The organism is Streptomyces sp. NPDC042100 (assembly GCF_055582325.1).
The window spans coordinates 1-15,528 of record NZ_JBVJDK010000016.1 but is presented as its reverse complement, the minus strand read 5'-3'; the positions used below and the strand labels follow the sequence as shown (position 1 = coordinate 15,528).

Sequence of the window (15,528 nt, the reverse complement as noted above, 5' to 3'; positions counted from 1 at the left end):
GCGGAGGGGGACGGCATGAGTGACGCAGAGCAGTCCCACGAGGACGCGCCCGGCCACTGGTTCGACGACGAGGCGGGCCCCGTGGTCCGCCCGTACGCCATGACCCGGGGCCGGACGAGCGCCGCCACCCGCCACCGCCTCGACCTGATCGCGGTGGTGGTGCCCGAACCGGCCGCCGACGACCCCGGCCGCGACCAGACGCTGTCCCCCGAGCACGTCGAGATCGTCGAGCGCTGCTCCGAGCAGCCCCAGTCGATCGCCGAGCTCGCCGCGGGACTCGACCTCCCCGTCGGGGTGGTACGGGTCCTCGTCGGCGATCTCGTCGACGACGAGCTCGTCCATGTGACCCGCCCCGTTCCGCCGGCCGAACTGCCGGACGTGAGCATCCTTCGCGAGGTGATCAATGGCCTTCGGGCGCTCTAGCCGCAAGCAGCCGCCGGTGGAGCCGGTCACGCTGAAGATCCTGGTCGCGGGCGGCTTCGGAGTCGGCAAGACCACGCTGGTCGGCGCGGTCAGCGAGATCCGGCCGCTGCGGACCGAGGAGATCCTCAGCGAGGCCGGCCGGCCCGTCGACGACCTGCACGGCGTCGAGACCAAGTCGACCACCACGGTCGCCATGGACTTCGGCCGGATCACGCTGCGCGAGGACCTCGTCCTCTACCTGTTCGGCACACCCGGCCAGGACCGCTTCTGGTTCCTGTGGGACGAGCTGGCGCAGGGCGCCCTCGGCGCGGTCGTCCTCGCGGACACCCGCCGGCTGGAGGACAGCTTCGCGGCGATCGACTACTTCGAGCGGCGCGGCATCCCCTTCACGGTCGCCGTCAACTGCTTCGAGGGCTCCCGCCGCTTCCCCGCGGAGAGCGTGCGCGGGGCGCTCGACCTCGACCCCGAGGTGGAGCTGCTGATGTGCGACGCCCGCGACCGGGAGTCCGTGAAGAACGTCCTGGTCGCCGTCGTCGAACACGCCCTGGTCCTGGCGGACCGGGGCCCGGCGGCCGTCGGCTGACGAAGGCGCGGGGGCCGGGCACGGGGGCGCGGCCTCCCGCCCGGAAGGCCGCGCGTCCGGCCCGAAGGGCCGCGCCCCCGCCCTCACCGCACCGCGACCACCGCCGACCCGTGCCCGAACAGCCCCTGGTTCGCGGTGATCCCGGTGCGCGCCCCCGGCACCTGCCTGGCGCCCGCCGTGCCCCGCAGCTGCCAGGTCAGCTCGCAGACCTGCGCGATGGCCTGCGCCGGCACCGCCTCGCCGAAGGAGGCCAGCCCGCCGCTCGTGTTGACCGGGAGCCGCCCGCCGAGCGCGGTCACCCCGTCCCGCAGCAGCTTCGCGCCCTCGCCCGCCCCGCACAGGCCGATGTCCTCGTACCACTCCAGCTCCAGCGCCGTGGACAGGTCGTAGACCTCTGCCAGCGACAGGTCCTCGGGACCGATCCCCGCCTCCTCGTACGCCGCCCGCGCGATCGACGCGCGGAAGGAGTGGGCGGCGGGGGAGACCGCGACGGCCGAGTCGGTCGCGATGTCCGGCAGGTCCAGGACGGCTTTCGGGTAGGTCGGCGTGACCGTCGACACCGCGCGGATACGGACCGGATCCGGGTGCCCGTGCCGCCGGGCGAAGTCCATGCTCGACAGCACCAGCGCCGCGCCCCCGTCGGAGGTGGCGCAGATGTCCAGCAGCCGCAGCGGATCGGCCACCACCGCCGAGGCGGCCACCTCCGCCGCGCTGACCGGGGTGCGGTAGCGGGCCAGCGGGTTGAGCGCGCCGGCCGCCGCGTTCTTCACCTTGACCTGGGCGAAGTCCTCGGGCGTGTCCCCGTACAACGCCATCCGGCGGCGGGCGTAGAGCGCGAAGTACGCCGGGTTGGTCGCGCCGAGCACCCGGAAGCGCAGCCAGTCCGGGTCGTCCGGCCGCTCGCCGCCCGCCGGGGCGAAGAAGCCCTTCGGCGCCGCGTCCGCGCCCACCACGAGGACCACGTCCGCGAGCCCCGCCAGGATCTGCGACCGCGCGGTGTTCACCGCCTGCGCCCCCGAGGCGCACGCCGCGTAGACGCTGGTGACCCGCGCGCCCTGCCAGCCGAGCGCCTGCGCGAAGGTGGCGCCGGACACGTAGCCGGGGTAGCCGCACCGCATGGTGTTCGCGCCGACGACCGAGCCGACGTCCCGCCACTCCAGGCCCGCGTCGGCGAGCGCCGCGCGGGCCGCGTGCGTCCCGTAGCCGACGAAGGAGCGTCCCCACTTGCCCCACGGGTGCATCCCGGCGCCGAGCACGGCGATGTCGTTCACGCCTTCCCCTCCTTGTCGGCCGCATCGGCCGCATCGGCCCCATCAGCCCCATCGGCCCCGGCGACCGGCCGCCAGTGCCAGGTGGTCCAGATGTGCTCGTCGTCCTCGTTGAGGACGCCGGGCACCAGCTCCATCTCGTCGCCGAGGGCGAGATCGGCCGTGCGCACACCGGGCGCGGCCTGACCGAGGACCACCATGGCCTCGGCTTCGAGTTCCACCGCGACGAGCGTGTACGGCTCCCAGGGCACCGCCGGATCGGAGACGTACGGGGCCGGGGGCCGGTAGCGCCCGTCGGTGAAGGACCAGATCCGGCCGCGCCGGGACAGCGGGGTCTCGGTCAGTTCGCCGCCGCCGGGGCAGCCGGGGTTGCGGCAGGCGCCGTCCTCGCGGGGGAAGAACACCGAGGCGCAGGCGGTGCAGCGGGTCCCGAGCAGCCGAAAGCCGTCGCCGCCCCGGTCGTCGCCCGCGCCGCCCTCCGGCCGGCCGGTGAACCAGCCGTCCACCACCGGCCTCTGCGTCCGTGCCATGCGCCACCCCTCCCGTTACCTGACGATCCGTCAGAAGTGTGGCACGGGGTGCCCGGCGACGGAAGACGGACCGGCGGCGTCAGTGCCCGGCCACCGACCGCCGCGCCACCGGGAAGTCGAAGAACGTCGACGGGAACGGCTCCGGCTTGAAGGTGAAGTGCCACCACTCCTCCGGCAGGTTCACGAAGCCCTGCTCCGCCAGCGCGCCCCGGAGCAGGTCCCGGTTGGCGCGCTGGACGCCCGTGATCCTGGGGTCGTCGGTGTGCGACAGGGGGTCGAAGCAGTCGAAGCCCGTCCCCATGTCCACGGAGTTGTCGGGGAACCGCTCCGCCCGGGGCCGGAAGCACTCCACCTGCGGCTCGCCCGGCACGTACGGCCGGGTCGGTACGGCGGGCAGCCGCACGATCGTCACGTCCACCGTCGAGCCCCTGCTGTGCCCGGACTTCTCGGCGATGTACCCGTCCTCGAACAGCCGCTCCTTGGCGACCAGCGGATAGAACTCCTTCTTCATCCGCTCGTCGCCCAGGTCCTTCGCCCACCGCACGAAGTGGTCCACCGCGCGCTGCGGCCGGTAGCAGTCGTACACCTTCAGCGTGTACCCGCGCGCGAGCAGCCGCGTCTGCGCGCGGTGCAGCGCCTCGGCGGCGGGCCGGGTCACGATGCACACGGGCTGCCGGTAGCCGTCGACCGGCTCGCCCACGAAGTCGTGCGCCGTGGTGTAGCGCATCTCCTGGAGGATCGTCGGGTCCACCCGGTCCAGCGCCACGAACTCCCGCGGCGCCTTGGGTTCCGGCACGGCCCCGGCCGGGGGAGCACCCGCGGTGGCGGCGAGCAGACCGGCGGCGGCGAGCACACCGAGGGCACGGGCGGCGGAGGCGAGTCCAGTCGGTCGATTCATGGCACCCGTCTACCAGCAACGGGCGCCCCGGGAAAGGGAGATCGCGTACGGTCGCCCCGTGACCGACTCCTCCGCGCACTCCCACTGCTCCACCTGCGGCACCCGCTACCCGGCCGACGCCGGCTGGCCCCGCACCTGCCCCGCCTGCGGCACCACCGCCTACCGCAACCCGCTGCCCGTCGCCGTCGCCCTGCTCCCGGTGACCGGCCCCGAGGGCACCGCGCTCGTCGTCATCACCCGCACCATCGAACCGGCGGCCGGCGGGGTCGCCCTGCCCGGCGGCTTCGTCGACTACGGCGAGGACTGGCGCGCGGCCGTCGTCCGCGAGCTGCGCGAGGAGACCGGCATCGAGGCCGCCGCCGAGGACGTCCGCCTCGCCGACGCCCTCTCCTCCCCGACGGCCCACCTCCTCCTCTTCGGCCTCCTCCCACCCCGCCCGGCCGCGGCCCTCCCGCCCCCGGCCCCGACCACCGAGACCACGGGCCACCACCTCCTCCACACCCCCCAGGACCTGGCCTTCCCCCTGCACACGGAGGCGGTACGGAGGTTCTTCGCGGGCGCGTACGCATAGGGGAGGCCGGTCCCCGACAGGGACACCCCGGGCTCGCGCCTCGGGGTCCCGGGCTCGCGCCTAGATCCCGGGCTCGCGCCTCGGGGTCCCGGGCTCGCGCCTTGGTCACGGGCTCGCGCCGTGGGGCCGCGGGCTCCCGCCTCGGCCTCGGGCCCGCGGACCCTGTCCCTCAGCCCGCCCTCGGGCTTGGGCTCCCGCCTCGGGCCTCGGGCTTGGGCTCCCGCCTCGGGCCTCGGGCTTGGGCTCCCGCCTCGGGCCTCGGGCTTGGGCTCCCGCCTCGGGCCCCGGGCGCCTGGGGCCTCCACCTCCCCGTCCCGGGAGCCTCACCCCCCGCCCCCCTCCGCCCCCTCCCCTCGCACCCGCACCGGCAGCTCCGGCTCCTCCGGCCCGTGCTCCGTCACCCGCTCCACCGTCACCCGCCCGTCCACCAGCCGCGACTGGTAGCGCTCGACCTCGGCGGACCGCCAGCCGTCGCCGGCGTCGCGGACGACCAGGCCGCCGCCGGTGCGGCCCGGGACCGGGGCCCACGCCTCCAGCGACAGCTCGCCGTCCCCGTCCAGGACCGGCAGCACCGCGCCCGCGCGGGCGAGCACCGGCACCCGGGACAGCGGCGCGTCCAGCAGGACCTGGCCAGGGCCGTCGTACGCGCGCCCGGTCGCCGTGTCGTACCACCGTCCGCGCGGAAGCCGCACCGCGCGCCGGTCCGTGCCCGGCACCAGCACCGGCGCGACCAGCAGCGCGTCGCCGAGCAGGAACGCGTCCTCGCAGTCCCGCAGCGCCCGGTCCTCCGGGGTGCCCCACCACACCGGACGCACATACGGCGCGCCCGTCAGCCGCGCGAGCCGGGACAGGGTCACGAAGTACGGCCGCAGCCGCTCCCGCTCCAGGAGCGCCGCCCGCGCGTGCTCCAGCACCTCCGGCCCGAACTCCCACGGCTCGCGCCGCCCCGCGTCGATCGCCGCGTGGGTGCGGAACAGCGGCAGCCAGGCCCCCAGCTGGTACCACCGCAGGAACAGCTCCGGCGACGGACTCCCGTCGAAGCCGCCCACGTCCGGCCCCGAGTACGGCACCCCGCACAGCCCCAGCCCCAGCACGAGCGCCAGCGAGGCCCGCAGCCCCGGCCACTCCGACGCCACGTCGCCCGACCAGGTCCCCCCGTACCGCTGCATCCCCGCCCACCCGGAGCGCGAGAAGAGGAACGGCCGCTCCTCCGGCCGCAGCCGCCGCAGCCCCTCGTACCCCGCGCGGGCCATCGTCAGCCCGTAGACGTTGTGCGCCTCGCGGTGGTCCCCGCCCAGCCCCTCCAGCGCGTGCCGCGCCGACCGGGGCAGCGTCCGCTCGCCGAACGGGGCGAAGGACACCGGCTCGTTCATGTCGTGCCACACGCCCGAGAAGCCCTGCCGCAGCCGCTCCTCGTACAGCCCGCCCCACCACTCCCGCGCGCGCGGGTCGGTGAAGTCCGGATAGGCGCACTCCCCGGGCCACACCACCCCGCGCACCTCCCCGCCCCCCGCGTCCCGGACGAACGCCCCGGCCGCCCGCCCCCCGTCGTAGACCGGATCACCCGGCTCCGCCCGCACCGCGGGGTCCACGATCGACACCAGCCGCACCCCGTGCCCGCGCAGCTCCGCCGCCAGCCCCGGCAGATCGGGGAACCGCTCCCGGTCCACCGTGAACACCCGGTGCCCGGCGTAGTGGTCGATGTCCAGGTGCAGTACGGACAGCGGCAGCCCCCGGTCCCGGTAGCCGTCCACCACCCGCCGCACCTCCCGCTCGCTGCCGAAGCCCCACCGCGCGTGCTGCGGCCCCAGCGCCCAGGACGGCGGCAGCGCCGGCGCCCCGGTCAGCGCCGCCCAGCCGTGCAGTACCCGCGCGGGCGTCCCGACCACCACCCAGCACCGCAGCGGCCCCCCGTCCATGCGCAGCTCGCTCCTCCCGGGCCGGTCGTGCCCCGAGCCGGCCCCCTCCTCGCCCTCCGCGAGCACCACCCGGCCGTCCCAGGAGTTGTCGTGGAAGGCCAGGTGCGTCCCCGAGTCCGCCACCACCAGCTGCACCGGCATGGTGACGTACAGCGGGTCGTCGCCGGGGCCGAAGCTCCCGCCGGGATCGGTGTTCCACAGGCGGTACGAGCCGTCCCGCAGCCGAGGCCCGGCCGCCCGCCCGCCGAGCCCGAAGAACCGCGCGTCCGCCGGCACCTCGCTGCGCTGCACCCAGCGCGCCGCCCCGCCCCGCACCGGCTCCCACCAGCGCGGCGGCAGGTCCCGCCGCAGTACCACCCCGCCCGGGGTGCGCACCTCCACCGCCCCGTGCCGGGAGACCGTCACGGTCACCCGCTCCGACACCACCCGCCAGCCGCCCTCGGTGTCCGGCTCCAGGACCGCCCGGGGGTCCGGCTCCGGCGCCTGTCCGGCCAGCGCGTACGAGGGCAGCGGGCCCGCCCCGTCCCAGCCCCAGAACACCGTTCCGCCGGCCGACACGGAGATCCGCAGCTCGGAGCGGGCGAACCGGACGATCCCGCCGCCCGGCAGCGGCTCCACCTCGCCCATCGGTCCCGGCACCCGGGCCCGCTCCGCCCCCCTCGGGGGCAGCGCCCGCGCGTCGGCGCGCCGCCGCCGCCACGCCACCCGCGCCGCCCGCAGTCCCCCCACCGAACCCAGCACCTTCACCGAGCGCACCAGCTCACGACCGTCCATGGCGCTCACCCTGCCACCCGGACCACGGCGAACGAGCTCCGTTCAACTGCCGTTCACCCGTGGTGGGAGCACATGTTCAACCCACCGACCATGGGCGGGGAACCCTGGTGCGATCGCGCCCCGCATGGCATCGTCCCTGTCAGCCGCGTCACGCGCACACCCCTCGCACGTGCGCGCGACACACGCAGACCCCGCGTTACAGCCAGGGAGCCACAGCAATGACATCAGCGCAGACCGAGCCGCTTTGGCAGCCTGACGAGGACCGCGTCGCAGCGGCGGCCGTCACCCGCTTCCACGCCTGGGCGGCCGAGCGCCACGGAGCGCCCGCCGAGGGCGGCTACCCGGCCCTGCACCGCTGGTCCGTCGACGAGCCGGAGACCTTCTGGGCCGCCGTCGCCGAGTGGTTCGACCTCCGCTTCCACACCCCGTACGAGCGGGTCCTCGGCAGCCGTGACATGCCCGGCGCCGACTGGTTCCCCGGCGCCACCCTCAACTACGCCGAGCACGCCCTGCGCGCCGCCGAGGACCGCCCCCACGACACGGCGCTGCTCCATGTGGACGAGACACATGACCCGACGCCGGTGACCTGGGCCGAACTCCGCCGCCAGGTCGGCTCCCTCTCCGCCGAGCTGCGCCGCCTCGGCGTCCGCCCCGGCGACCGGGTCAGCGGCTACCTGCCCAACATCCCCGAGGCCGTCGCCGCCCTCCTCGCGACCGCCGCCGTCGGCGCCGTCTGGACCTCCTGCGCCCCCGACTTCGGTGCCCGCAGCGTCCTGGACCGCTTCCAGCAGGTCGAGCCCGTCGTGCTGTTCACCGTCGACGGCTACCGCTACGGCGGCAAGGAGCACGACCGCCGCGACACCGTCGCCGATCTGCGCGCCGAACTGCCCTCGCTGCGCGCCGTCGTGCACATCCCGCTGCTCGGCACCCCCGCCCCCGAGGGGGCACTGGCCTGGGCCGACCTGACCGCCGCCGACACCGAGCCGGAGTTCGAGCCGGTCCCGTTCGCGCACCCGCTGTGGGTGCTGTACTCCTCCGGCACCACCGGCCTGCCGAAGGCGATCGTGCAGTCCCAGGGCGGCATTCTGATCGAGCACGTCAAGCAGCTCGGCCTGCACTGCGACCTCGGGCCCGAGGACGTGTTCTTCTGGTACACCTCCACCGGCTGGATGATGTGGAACTTCCTCGTCTCCGGCCTGCTCACCGGCACCACCGTCGTCCTCTACGACGGCAGCCCCGGCTACCCGGACACGGCCGCCCAGTGGCGGGTCGCCGAGCGGACCGGCGCCACCCTGTACGGCACCTCCGCCGCGTACGTCATGGCCTGCGCCAAGGCCGACGTGCACCCGGGCCGCGACTTCGACCTCTCGCGCGTGAAGTGCGTGGCCACCACGGGCTCCCCGCTGCCCCCCGACGGCTTCCGCTGGCTGCACGACCAGGTCCGCGCGGACCTGTGGATCGCCTCCGTCAGCGGCGGCACCGACGTCTGCTCCTGCTTCGCGGGCGCGGTGCCCACCCTCCCGGTCCACATCGGCGAGCTCCAGGCCGCCGGCCTCGGCACCGACCTGCAGTCCTGGGATCCCTCGGGCAAGCCGCTGATCGGCGAGGTCGGCGAGCTCGTCGTCGTGAACCCGATGCCGTCGATGCCCATCCGCTTCTGGAACGACCCGGACGGCAGCCGCTACCGCGAGAGCTACTTCGAGATGTTCCCCGGGGTCTGGCGGCACGGCGACTGGATCACGATCACCGACCACGGCTCGGTCGTCATCCACGGCCGCTCCGACTCCACCCTGAACCGTCAGGGCGTCCGGATGGGGAGCGCCGATATCTACGAGGCGGTCGAACGCCTCCCGGAGATCCGGGAGTCGCTCGTCATCGGCCTGGAGGAGCCGGACGGCGGCTACTGGATGCCGCTCTTCGTGCACCTCGCCGAGGGCGCCACGCTCGACGAGGAGCTGGTCGGCCGGATCCGGAGCACGATCCGCGCCGAGCTCTCCCCGCGCCACGTGCCCGACGAGATCATCGAGGTCCCCGGCGTCCCGCACACCCTCACCGGCAAGCGGATCGAGGTCCCGGTCAAGCGCCTCCTCCAGGGCACCCCGCTGGAGCGCGCCGTGAACGCGGGCTCGGTGGACGACCTGGACCTGCTGCGCTTCTACGAGGAGCTGGCCCGCGCCCGCGCGGGCGGCGCGTAACGCGCAGGAAGGGCCCCGCGCGGGTGCGCGGGGCCCTTCCTTCCTCTTCCGGTACCGGCTCAGCCCCCGTAGGTGGCCTGCGCGTCGCCGAGCACCCCGGCGAAATCCGCGGCGAGCCGCCGCGCGTCGGCCGGGAGCAGCGTCGCGGTCGTGATCCGCACGCCCGTGGGCGCGGCGATCCGGAACCGGGCTCCGGCCGCCACCCACCAGCCCTGCGTCCGCAGCCCGTTCACCACCGCCGACTCGTCCCGCACCGGCACCCACACGCTCAGCCCGCTGGGCCCGGTCGAGCGGATCCCGTACGCGCCGAGGGCGTCGATCAGTGCCCGCCGCCGCTCCGCGTACGCGGCCTCGCCCGCCGCGACGAGCCGGGTGACCCCGGGGTCGACGAGCAGACCGGCGACCGTCTCCTGAAGGACGTGGCTGACCCAGCCGGACGTCATGAGCATCCGCCCGTCGTGCCGGGCGAGCGTCACCGGATCACCGGCCACCCCGGCCCACCGCAGGTCGATGCCCAGGTGCTTGGAGACCGTCCGGACGTGCGCCCAGCGCTCCAGGCCCGCCGTGGCGAGGGAGACCGGGGCGACACCGGAGATCTCCGCGTTGTGGTCGTCCTCCACGACCAGCACCTCGGGAAACTCCCTCAGCAGCGCGCCCAGTTCGTCCCGGCGCGCCGGGGTGAAGGCGGCGCCGGTGGGGGACTGGCCGCGCGGACTGCACAGCACGGCCCGCACCCCCGCGCGCAGCGCGGCCCGCAGGGCGTCCGGGGTCATCCCCTCGCGGTCCACGGCGACCGGCACCATCCGCAGCCCGAGGGCCGGGACCAGGTCGAGCAGATGGTGGAAGCCGGGGTCCTCCACGGCCACGGCGTCCCCGGGCCGCAGCTCGGTGGAGAGCAGCCGGGCGACGCAGTCCAGGGCCCCGTGCGCGAAGGTCAACTGCTCCGCCGGCACGCCGTCCCGGCCGAACCACGCGCGGGTGAGCTCCTCCAGCGCCGCGAGCCGGGGCGCCGCCCGGTGCGAGCCGTACACCGGGCGCACCTCGGCGGGCGGCCGGAGCACCGGCAGGAACGCGGGGTCGGGATGCCCGCCGGCCAGGTCCACCAGCCCCTCGGGCACCCGGGGCGGGCGCCGGGAGGCGACGGAGGGGGCCTCGGCGACGACGGTGCCGCCCCGGCCCCGGGTGACGACGAGGCCGCGCCCCCGCAGCTCCTTGTAGGCGGTGGCGACGGTGCCGGGGCTGACGCCCAGGTCGTCGGCGAGGCGCCGCACGGGGGGCAGGGCGTCGCCCGGTGCGAGCTCGCCCTCGGTCACGCCGCGTTCGACGGACGCGGCAATCCCCTTGGCTGTGGTCCCAGTGATCGAATATTGTGTTGCCACGTACTGGATTATGTATCAATACATAACTCGCGTCAAGGGGGAACCGAGTGAACCGCACGACCTGGCACCGCACCGCGCTCGACCGCGTGCCCGGAGGCCGCGACGGCCGCCGGATGCTGCTCGTCAGCATCATCGACAAGACCGGCACCGGCCTCTGGGCGGGCTGCACCGCCCTCTACTTCACCTACGTCTCCGGCCTCGGCCTCGGACAGGTCGGCCTCCTCATGACCGTCGCCGGCGGCGTCGGCATCGCGGGCGCCCCCCTCGCCGGCCGCCTGGCCGACCGCTTCCCCCTCGTCCGCGTCATCGTCGCCGCCCAACTCATGCGCGGCCTCGCCCTCCTCGCCCTCCTCACCACCGACCACTTCCTCCTCCTCACCGTCTACTCCGCCCTCGGCGCCCTGCCCGACCGCGCCGGCAGCGTCCTCATCAAGCTCTACGCCGCCCGCATCGCAGGCCCCGACCGCACCCGCTACCAGGCCATCCAGCGCACCACCGTCAACATCGGCTGGTCCATCGGTGGCCTCGGCGCCGCCGCCGCCCTCGCCACCGGAGACCCCCGCGCCTACACCTTCCTCCTCGTCGGCAACGTCCTCACCTACCTGGTCATCGCCCTCCTCACCCTGCGCTGCGCCGAACCCGCCGCTCCTTCCCGCACCGTCGCCACCTCAGCCGACGCCCCCAAGGACCTCCCCGGCAACCCCTGGCGCGACCGCACCTTCCTCGCCTACACCGCCACCGACGCCGCCCTCTTCCTTGACGACACGATCCTCCAGGTCGCCGTCCCGCTCTGGATCGTCCACGCCACCTCGGCCCCCGTCGGCCTCGCCCCGCTGCTCCTCGTCCTCAACACCGTCCTCGTCGTCCTCTTCCAGGTGCCCCTCACCCGCTTCGGCGCCACCACCCCGGCCGCCCGCCGCCTCCTCATCCCCCTCACCGGCCTCTTCGTCCTCGGCACCCTCGCCCTCGCCGCCTCCGCCGCCGGCGGCCGGACCCTCGCCGTCACCGCCCTCGTCGTCGCCGTCATCGCCCTCACCTTCGCCGAGATCATCCACGCCACCGCCTCCTGGGAGCTCTCCGTCGCCCTCGCCCCCGCCGAGGCCCAGGGCGCCTACCTCGGCGTCCACGGACTCGCCCAGTCCACCCAGCGCTTCGCCGGCCCCCTGCTCGTCACCGGCGTCATGGCCGCCGGCCCCCTCGCCTGGCCCCTCCTCGGCCTCGCCCTCGTCGGCGCCGGAGCCGCCCAGCACCGCGTGATCCGCGACCGCGTCGCCCCCACCGCCGAACCGTCACTGTCAGTGGCCACGGTTACGGTGAGTGAACACTGATCGACGCCGTCCAGGGGGAGACATGACCGACCACCGCACCACCGAGACCCTGCGCCGCGCCCTGCGCCGCGACATGCCCAACACCGTCGCGCTCCTCGCCGACGAAGAGGACTTCACCGCCATGCGGCGGTACGGGACCTTCGCCTTCGACGACCACACCCGCTACCTCGCCCACGTCGACGAGCTCCTGCGGACCCTCGCCGCCGACGGCGGCCACACCACCCTCGCCCTCTTCGACCCCGAGGAGTTCGCGGACTACTGCGCCGACACCGGCCTCGACCCCGACCACCCCACGAGCCGCGGCCGCTACACGGCCGAACGGGCGGCGACCGGCGCCCGCCTCACCTACACGGGCCAGCCCCTCGCCACCCTCCTCCCCGTCCTCGTCGACACCGCCGTCCGCCGCGCCACCTGGGAGTACGCCACGATGCTCCTCGCCGACGCGGGCACCTGCGCCGACTGCGGCGAGGACATCGGCCACGCCTCCTTCGAGCGCGCCTCCCACCTCCTCATGCGCCTCCTCGACACCGCCGGACCCGGCACCCACCACCTCGTCTGCAGCGTCCCCGCCGGTGACGAACAGCTCGTCGCCGTCCTCCACACCACCCGCGACACCACCGGCCCCGCCCGCCTCGACAGCTCCGAGGGCGCCGAGTTCGTGACCGTCCTCGCCACCGGCATCGCCCTCGGCACCCCCGGCGGACTCGTCCTGCGCACCCACGCCCCCGACGCCCCCGCCCGCCTCCACGGCTGGCGCCTCCACCAGGGCCGCCTGCTCCCCCTCACCGCGGCCGAGGTCTTCGACGCCTACTGCACAGACGCCCGCACGGGCGAACCCATCCCCCCGGAGTCCGACGTCGACTACCGCGCCGGATTCCCCCTCACCGGCACCGACGACGACACCCGCCGCCACCCCCACTGAAAGACCGAAGAACAAAAGAAGGGGCTTCCCGCCACCTGAGTGACGGGAAGCCCCTTCGAGGACGCCTTACGACGCCGGACCGGAGATCACTCCCCGGACAGCACCGCCTGCGCGGCCAGCCGCGCGTCGTGCGCCGTGTCCGCGGCACGCGCCGCGGCGGCCGCACGCTCGCACTGCGCCAGCGTGTACTTCGCCAGCGTCGCCCGCACGTACGGGATCGACGCCGCGCCCATGGACAGGGAGGTCACCCCGAGCCCGGTCAGCACACAGGCGAGCAGCGGGTCCGAGGCGGCCTCGCCACAGACACCACAGCTCTTGCCCTCGGCCTTGGCCGCGTCGGCGGACAGCGCCACCAGGTCGAGCAGCGCCGGCTGCCACGGGTCCTGGAGACGGGACACCGCACCGACCTGACGGTCGGCCGCGAAGGTGTACTGCGCCAGGTCGTTCGTGCCCAGCGACAGGAACTCGACCTCCTGCAGGATCGAGCGGGCCCGCAGCGCGGCGGAGGGAATCTCCACCATCGCCCCGAACTTCGCCCGCAGCCCCGCCTCACGGCACGCGTCGGCGAACGCCTTCGCATCCGTGCGGTCGGCCACCATCGGCGCCATGACCTCCAGGTACACCGGCAGACCCTCGGCGGCCTTCGCCAGCGCCGTCAGCTGCGTCCGCAGCACCTCCGGGTGGTCCAGCAGCGACCGCAGACCCCGCACGCCCAGCGCCGGGTTCGGCTCGTCGGCGGGCGTCAGGAAGTCCAGGGGCTTGTCCGCGCCGGCGTCCAGCACCCGCACGACCACACGGCCCTCGGGGAAGGCCTCCAGCACCTTGCGGTACGCCTCGACCTGCTTCTCCTCCGACGGCGCGTGCTTGCTGTCGTCGAGGAACAGGAACTCCGTACGGAACAGACCGACGCCCTCGGCACCGGCCTCGACCGCCGCCGGAACGTCGGCGGGACCGCCCACGTTCGCCAGCAGCGGCACCTTGTGCCCGTCCGACGTCGCACCGGGACCGCTGGAGGCGGACAGAGCGGCCTTGCGCTCCTCGGCGGCCTTGGTCAGCTCCGCCTTCTTCTCCTCGCTCGGGTCCACGAAGATCTCACCGGTGGAACCGTCCACCGCGACGATCGTGCCCTCGGCCAGCTCGCCCGCACCCGGCAGCGCGACCACGGCCGGCACACCCAGCGCCCGCGCGAGGATCGCGCTGTGGCTGGTCGGCCCGCCCTCCTCGGTCACGAAACCGAGGACGAGCGCCGGGTCGAGCAGCGCCGTGTCGGCGGGGGCAAGATCCCGCGCGATCAGCACATACGGCTCGTCGCTGTCCGGCACACCGGGCATCGGCACGCCCAGCAGGCGCGCCACGATCCGGTTCCGCACGTCGTCCAGGTCGGCCACCCGGCCGGCCATGTACTCACCGGCGCCCGCGAGGAGCTCCCGGTAGTGCGAGAACGCGTCATAGATACCGCGCTCGGCCGTACTGCCGACCACGATCCGGCGGTCGACGTCGGCGATGAGCTCCGGGTCCTGGGCGATCATCGCCTGGGCCTCGAGCACGGCCTGGGCCTCGCCGCCCGCCAGATTGCCGCGTGCAATCAGGTCGGCAGCAACAGCCTCCACGGCCTGGCGGGCGCGCCCCTGTTCGCGCTCCGCCTCCTCCGCGGGAATCTGCTTGGCCGGCGGCTCCAGAACCGCCGTGCCCATGTGCCGGACCTCGCCGATCGCCACTCCGTGGCTGACACCGACGCCTCGCAGCGTTGTCTCCATCTCACCCGTCTCCGATAGAGCGGCGGCCTGGGGCCGCCGCGTTGAATGTCGTACGCGGACCCGTCACAGGGACGGGTCGGCGGTCAGCTCCAGCTGAAGAGCGCGTCGCCGGCCTTCACGTCACCGGACTCGACGACATCGGAGAGGGAGTCCGAGGTGGCCTCCAGAGCCACGACCGGGCAGATGGGGGACTTGCCGGCGGCCTCGACCGCGGCCGGGTCCCAACGCACGACCTCCTGGCCGCGCGTCACGGTGTCGCCCTTGTTGACGAGCAGCTCGAAGCCCTCGCCGTTGAGCTGAACGGTGTCGATCCCGAGGTGGGTGAGGACGCCGTGGCCCTCGCCGTCGACGACGACGAAGGCGTGCGGGTGGAGCGAGACGACGACACCGTCGACCGGCGAGACGGCCGCGGACGGCTCACGCACGGGGTCGATGGCGGTGCCGGGCCCGACCATGGCGCCCGAGAAGACGGGGTCGGGTACTGCGGCGAGACCGATGGCCTTTCCAGCGAGTGGCGAGGACACGGATGTCATGGGAAGCCTCCCAGGGGCGGAGATTGTGTGGCGCCGTCACTACCTGTCCTGGACGGCGTACTGTTCAGAAGCCTAAGTCATAAGAAGTCCCAGTTCCGCACGAGACGTACCAGTTGGGCGGAGCTAGGGACTACCGGAAACGATTTGCCTCTAGTGGCGGTGGGATGTACTGTCGTACTCCTGCCTGACCCCAACGCGGCTTTGAGTCGTGGGTCGGCAGCATCTACCAAGCCCGATCCTAACCCCAGTGGTCTACACCTCTGCGTGCTCGCAGCGGGACGTGGTCAGGGGGAGCGAAAAAGCCTGGTAGTGTTTGACCCCGCCGGAAGGGCCGAAAAGCGAAAGCTAATTTCGGACCGGAAAGCACCGAGGAAATCGGGTCGGAAAGATCTGATAGAGTCGGAAACGCAAGAACGAAGGAAGCGCCCGGAGGAAAGCCCGAGAGGGT

At 74.2% G+C, this 15,528-nt stretch carries 13 protein-coding genes; 6 read left to right on the top strand and 7 right to left on the bottom strand.

The window, feature by feature from the left end:
• The first annotated feature begins 15 nt into the window (after positions 1-15).
• Together ACZ6J5_RS30045 and ACZ6J5_RS30040 are read left to right on the top strand one after the other, a co-directional pair.
• Positions 16-423: a DUF742 domain-containing protein gene (locus ACZ6J5_RS30045; protein ID WP_351667200.1), complete on the top strand. Its 408-nt coding sequence runs from the start codon at positions 16-18 to the stop codon at positions 421-423.
• On the top strand, positions 404-1,006 hold the full coding sequence (locus ACZ6J5_RS30040; RefSeq protein WP_469396712.1) for a GTP-binding protein: 603 nt from the start codon (positions 404-406) through the stop codon (positions 1,004-1,006). Before ACZ6J5_RS30045 ends, ACZ6J5_RS30040 begins: the two co-directional genes overlap by 20 nt.
• A gap of 83 nt (positions 1,007-1,089) precedes the next feature.
• Here the strand turns inward: ACZ6J5_RS30040 and ACZ6J5_RS30035 are convergent, their stop codons facing one another.
• The 3 genes from ACZ6J5_RS30035 to ACZ6J5_RS30025 form a co-directional block, all read right to left on the bottom strand.
• Positions 1,090-2,277, bottom strand: a complete 1,188-nt coding sequence (locus tag ACZ6J5_RS30035; RefSeq protein ID WP_469396711.1) for a lipid-transfer protein — start codon at positions 2,275-2,277, stop codon at positions 1,090-1,092.
• Positions 2,274-2,804: a Zn-ribbon domain-containing OB-fold protein gene (locus ACZ6J5_RS30030; protein ID WP_469396709.1), complete on the bottom strand. Its 531-nt coding sequence runs from the start codon at positions 2,802-2,804 to the stop codon at positions 2,274-2,276. The genes ACZ6J5_RS30035 and ACZ6J5_RS30030 overlap by 4 nt, the downstream gene beginning before the upstream one ends.
• 79 nt (positions 2,805-2,883) lie before the next feature.
• A complete protein-coding gene (locus tag ACZ6J5_RS30025) occupies positions 2,884-3,702 on the bottom strand; it encodes a M15 family metallopeptidase (protein WP_469396707.1) in 819 nt (272 codons plus the stop codon).
• On the opposite strand from ACZ6J5_RS30025, the gene ACZ6J5_RS30020 reads away from it, so the two are divergent.
• Entirely contained in the window at positions 3,701-4,273 is a 573-nt protein-coding gene (locus ACZ6J5_RS30020) for an NUDIX domain-containing protein (RefSeq protein WP_469396705.1), read from the top strand. The genes ACZ6J5_RS30025 and ACZ6J5_RS30020 overlap by 2 nt on opposite strands.
• A gap of 323 nt (positions 4,274-4,596) precedes the next feature.
• On the opposite strand, the gene ACZ6J5_RS30015 is transcribed toward ACZ6J5_RS30020, so the two are convergent.
• Positions 4,597-6,966 (bottom strand): glycoside hydrolase family 31 protein, encoded by a 2,370-nt coding sequence (locus ACZ6J5_RS30015; RefSeq protein ID WP_469396704.1) that lies wholly within the window; start codon positions 6,964-6,966, stop codon positions 4,597-4,599.
• Between the two features lie 218 nt (positions 6,967-7,184).
• On the opposite strand from ACZ6J5_RS30015, the gene ACZ6J5_RS30010 reads away from it, so the two are divergent.
• The gene (locus ACZ6J5_RS30010; RefSeq protein WP_469396703.1) at positions 7,185-9,161 is read left to right on the top strand and encodes an acetoacetate--CoA ligase; all 1,977 of its coding nucleotides are present in this window, start codon (positions 7,185-7,187) and stop codon (positions 9,159-9,161) included.
• 59 nt (positions 9,162-9,220) lie between these two features.
• Here the strand turns inward: ACZ6J5_RS30010 and ACZ6J5_RS30005 are convergent, their stop codons facing one another.
• Complete coding sequence (locus tag ACZ6J5_RS30005) at positions 9,221-10,540, bottom strand: aminotransferase class I/II-fold pyridoxal phosphate-dependent enzyme (protein WP_469396701.1); 1,320 nt, start codon at positions 10,538-10,540, stop codon at positions 9,221-9,223.
• A 47-nt stretch (positions 10,541-10,587) separates the two neighbouring features.
• Between ACZ6J5_RS30005 and ACZ6J5_RS30000 the strand changes: the two genes are divergently transcribed.
• Positions 10,588-11,868: an MFS transporter gene (locus ACZ6J5_RS30000; protein WP_469396700.1), complete on the top strand. Its 1,281-nt coding sequence runs from the start codon at positions 10,588-10,590 to the stop codon at positions 11,866-11,868.
• A 22-nt stretch (positions 11,869-11,890) separates the two neighbouring features.
• Positions 11,891-12,790, top strand: coding sequence for a hypothetical protein (locus ACZ6J5_RS29995; RefSeq protein ID WP_469396698.1), 900 nt, complete (start codon positions 11,891-11,893; stop codon positions 12,788-12,790).
• A gap of 86 nt (positions 12,791-12,876) precedes the next feature.
• Here ACZ6J5_RS29995 and ptsP read toward each other — a convergent pair whose 3' ends face one another.
• Positions 12,877-14,547: a phosphoenolpyruvate--protein phosphotransferase gene (gene ptsP, locus ACZ6J5_RS29990; protein ID WP_469396697.1), complete on the bottom strand. Its 1,671-nt coding sequence runs from the start codon at positions 14,545-14,547 to the stop codon at positions 12,877-12,879.
• 83 nt (positions 14,548-14,630) lie between these two features.
• Positions 14,631-15,080, bottom strand: a complete 450-nt coding sequence (locus tag ACZ6J5_RS29985; RefSeq protein WP_469396696.1) for a PTS sugar transporter subunit IIA — start codon at positions 15,078-15,080, stop codon at positions 14,631-14,633.
• Positions 15,081-15,528: the final 448 nt, after the last annotated feature.

Excerpts from the sequence above, each read along its gene's own strand:
- ACZ6J5_RS30045 (WP_351667200.1), top strand. The coding sequence starts at position 16 with ATGAGTGACGCAGAGCAGTCCCACGAGGACGCGCCCGGCCACTGGTTC.
- ACZ6J5_RS30040 (WP_469396712.1), top strand. The coding sequence starts at position 404 with ATGGCCTTCGGGCGCTCTAGCCGCAAGCAGCCGCCGGTGGAGCCGGTC.
- ACZ6J5_RS30030 (WP_469396709.1), bottom strand. The coding sequence starts at position 2,804 with ATGGCACGGACGCAGAGGCCGGTGGTGGACGGCTGGTTCACCGGCCGG.
- ACZ6J5_RS30020 (WP_469396705.1), top strand. The coding sequence starts at position 3,701 with ATGGCACCCGTCTACCAGCAACGGGCGCCCCGGGAAAGGGAGATCGCG.
- ACZ6J5_RS30025 (WP_469396707.1), bottom strand. The coding sequence starts at position 3,702 with ATGAATCGACCGACTGGACTCGCCTCCGCCGCCCGTGCCCTCGGTGTG.
- ACZ6J5_RS30015 (WP_469396704.1), bottom strand. The coding sequence starts at position 6,966 with ATGGACGGTCGTGAGCTGGTGCGCTCGGTGAAGGTGCTGGGTTCGGTG.
- ACZ6J5_RS30010 (WP_469396703.1), top strand. The coding sequence starts at position 7,185 with ATGACATCAGCGCAGACCGAGCCGCTTTGGCAGCCTGACGAGGACCGC.
- ACZ6J5_RS29995 (WP_469396698.1), top strand. The coding sequence starts at position 11,891 with ATGACCGACCACCGCACCACCGAGACCCTGCGCCGCGCCCTGCGCCGC.
- ptsP (WP_469396697.1), bottom strand. The coding sequence starts at position 14,547 with ATGGAGACAACGCTGCGAGGCGTCGGTGTCAGCCACGGAGTGGCGATC.
- ACZ6J5_RS29985 (WP_469396696.1), bottom strand. The coding sequence starts at position 15,080 with ATGACATCCGTGTCCTCGCCACTCGCTGGAAAGGCCATCGGTCTCGCC.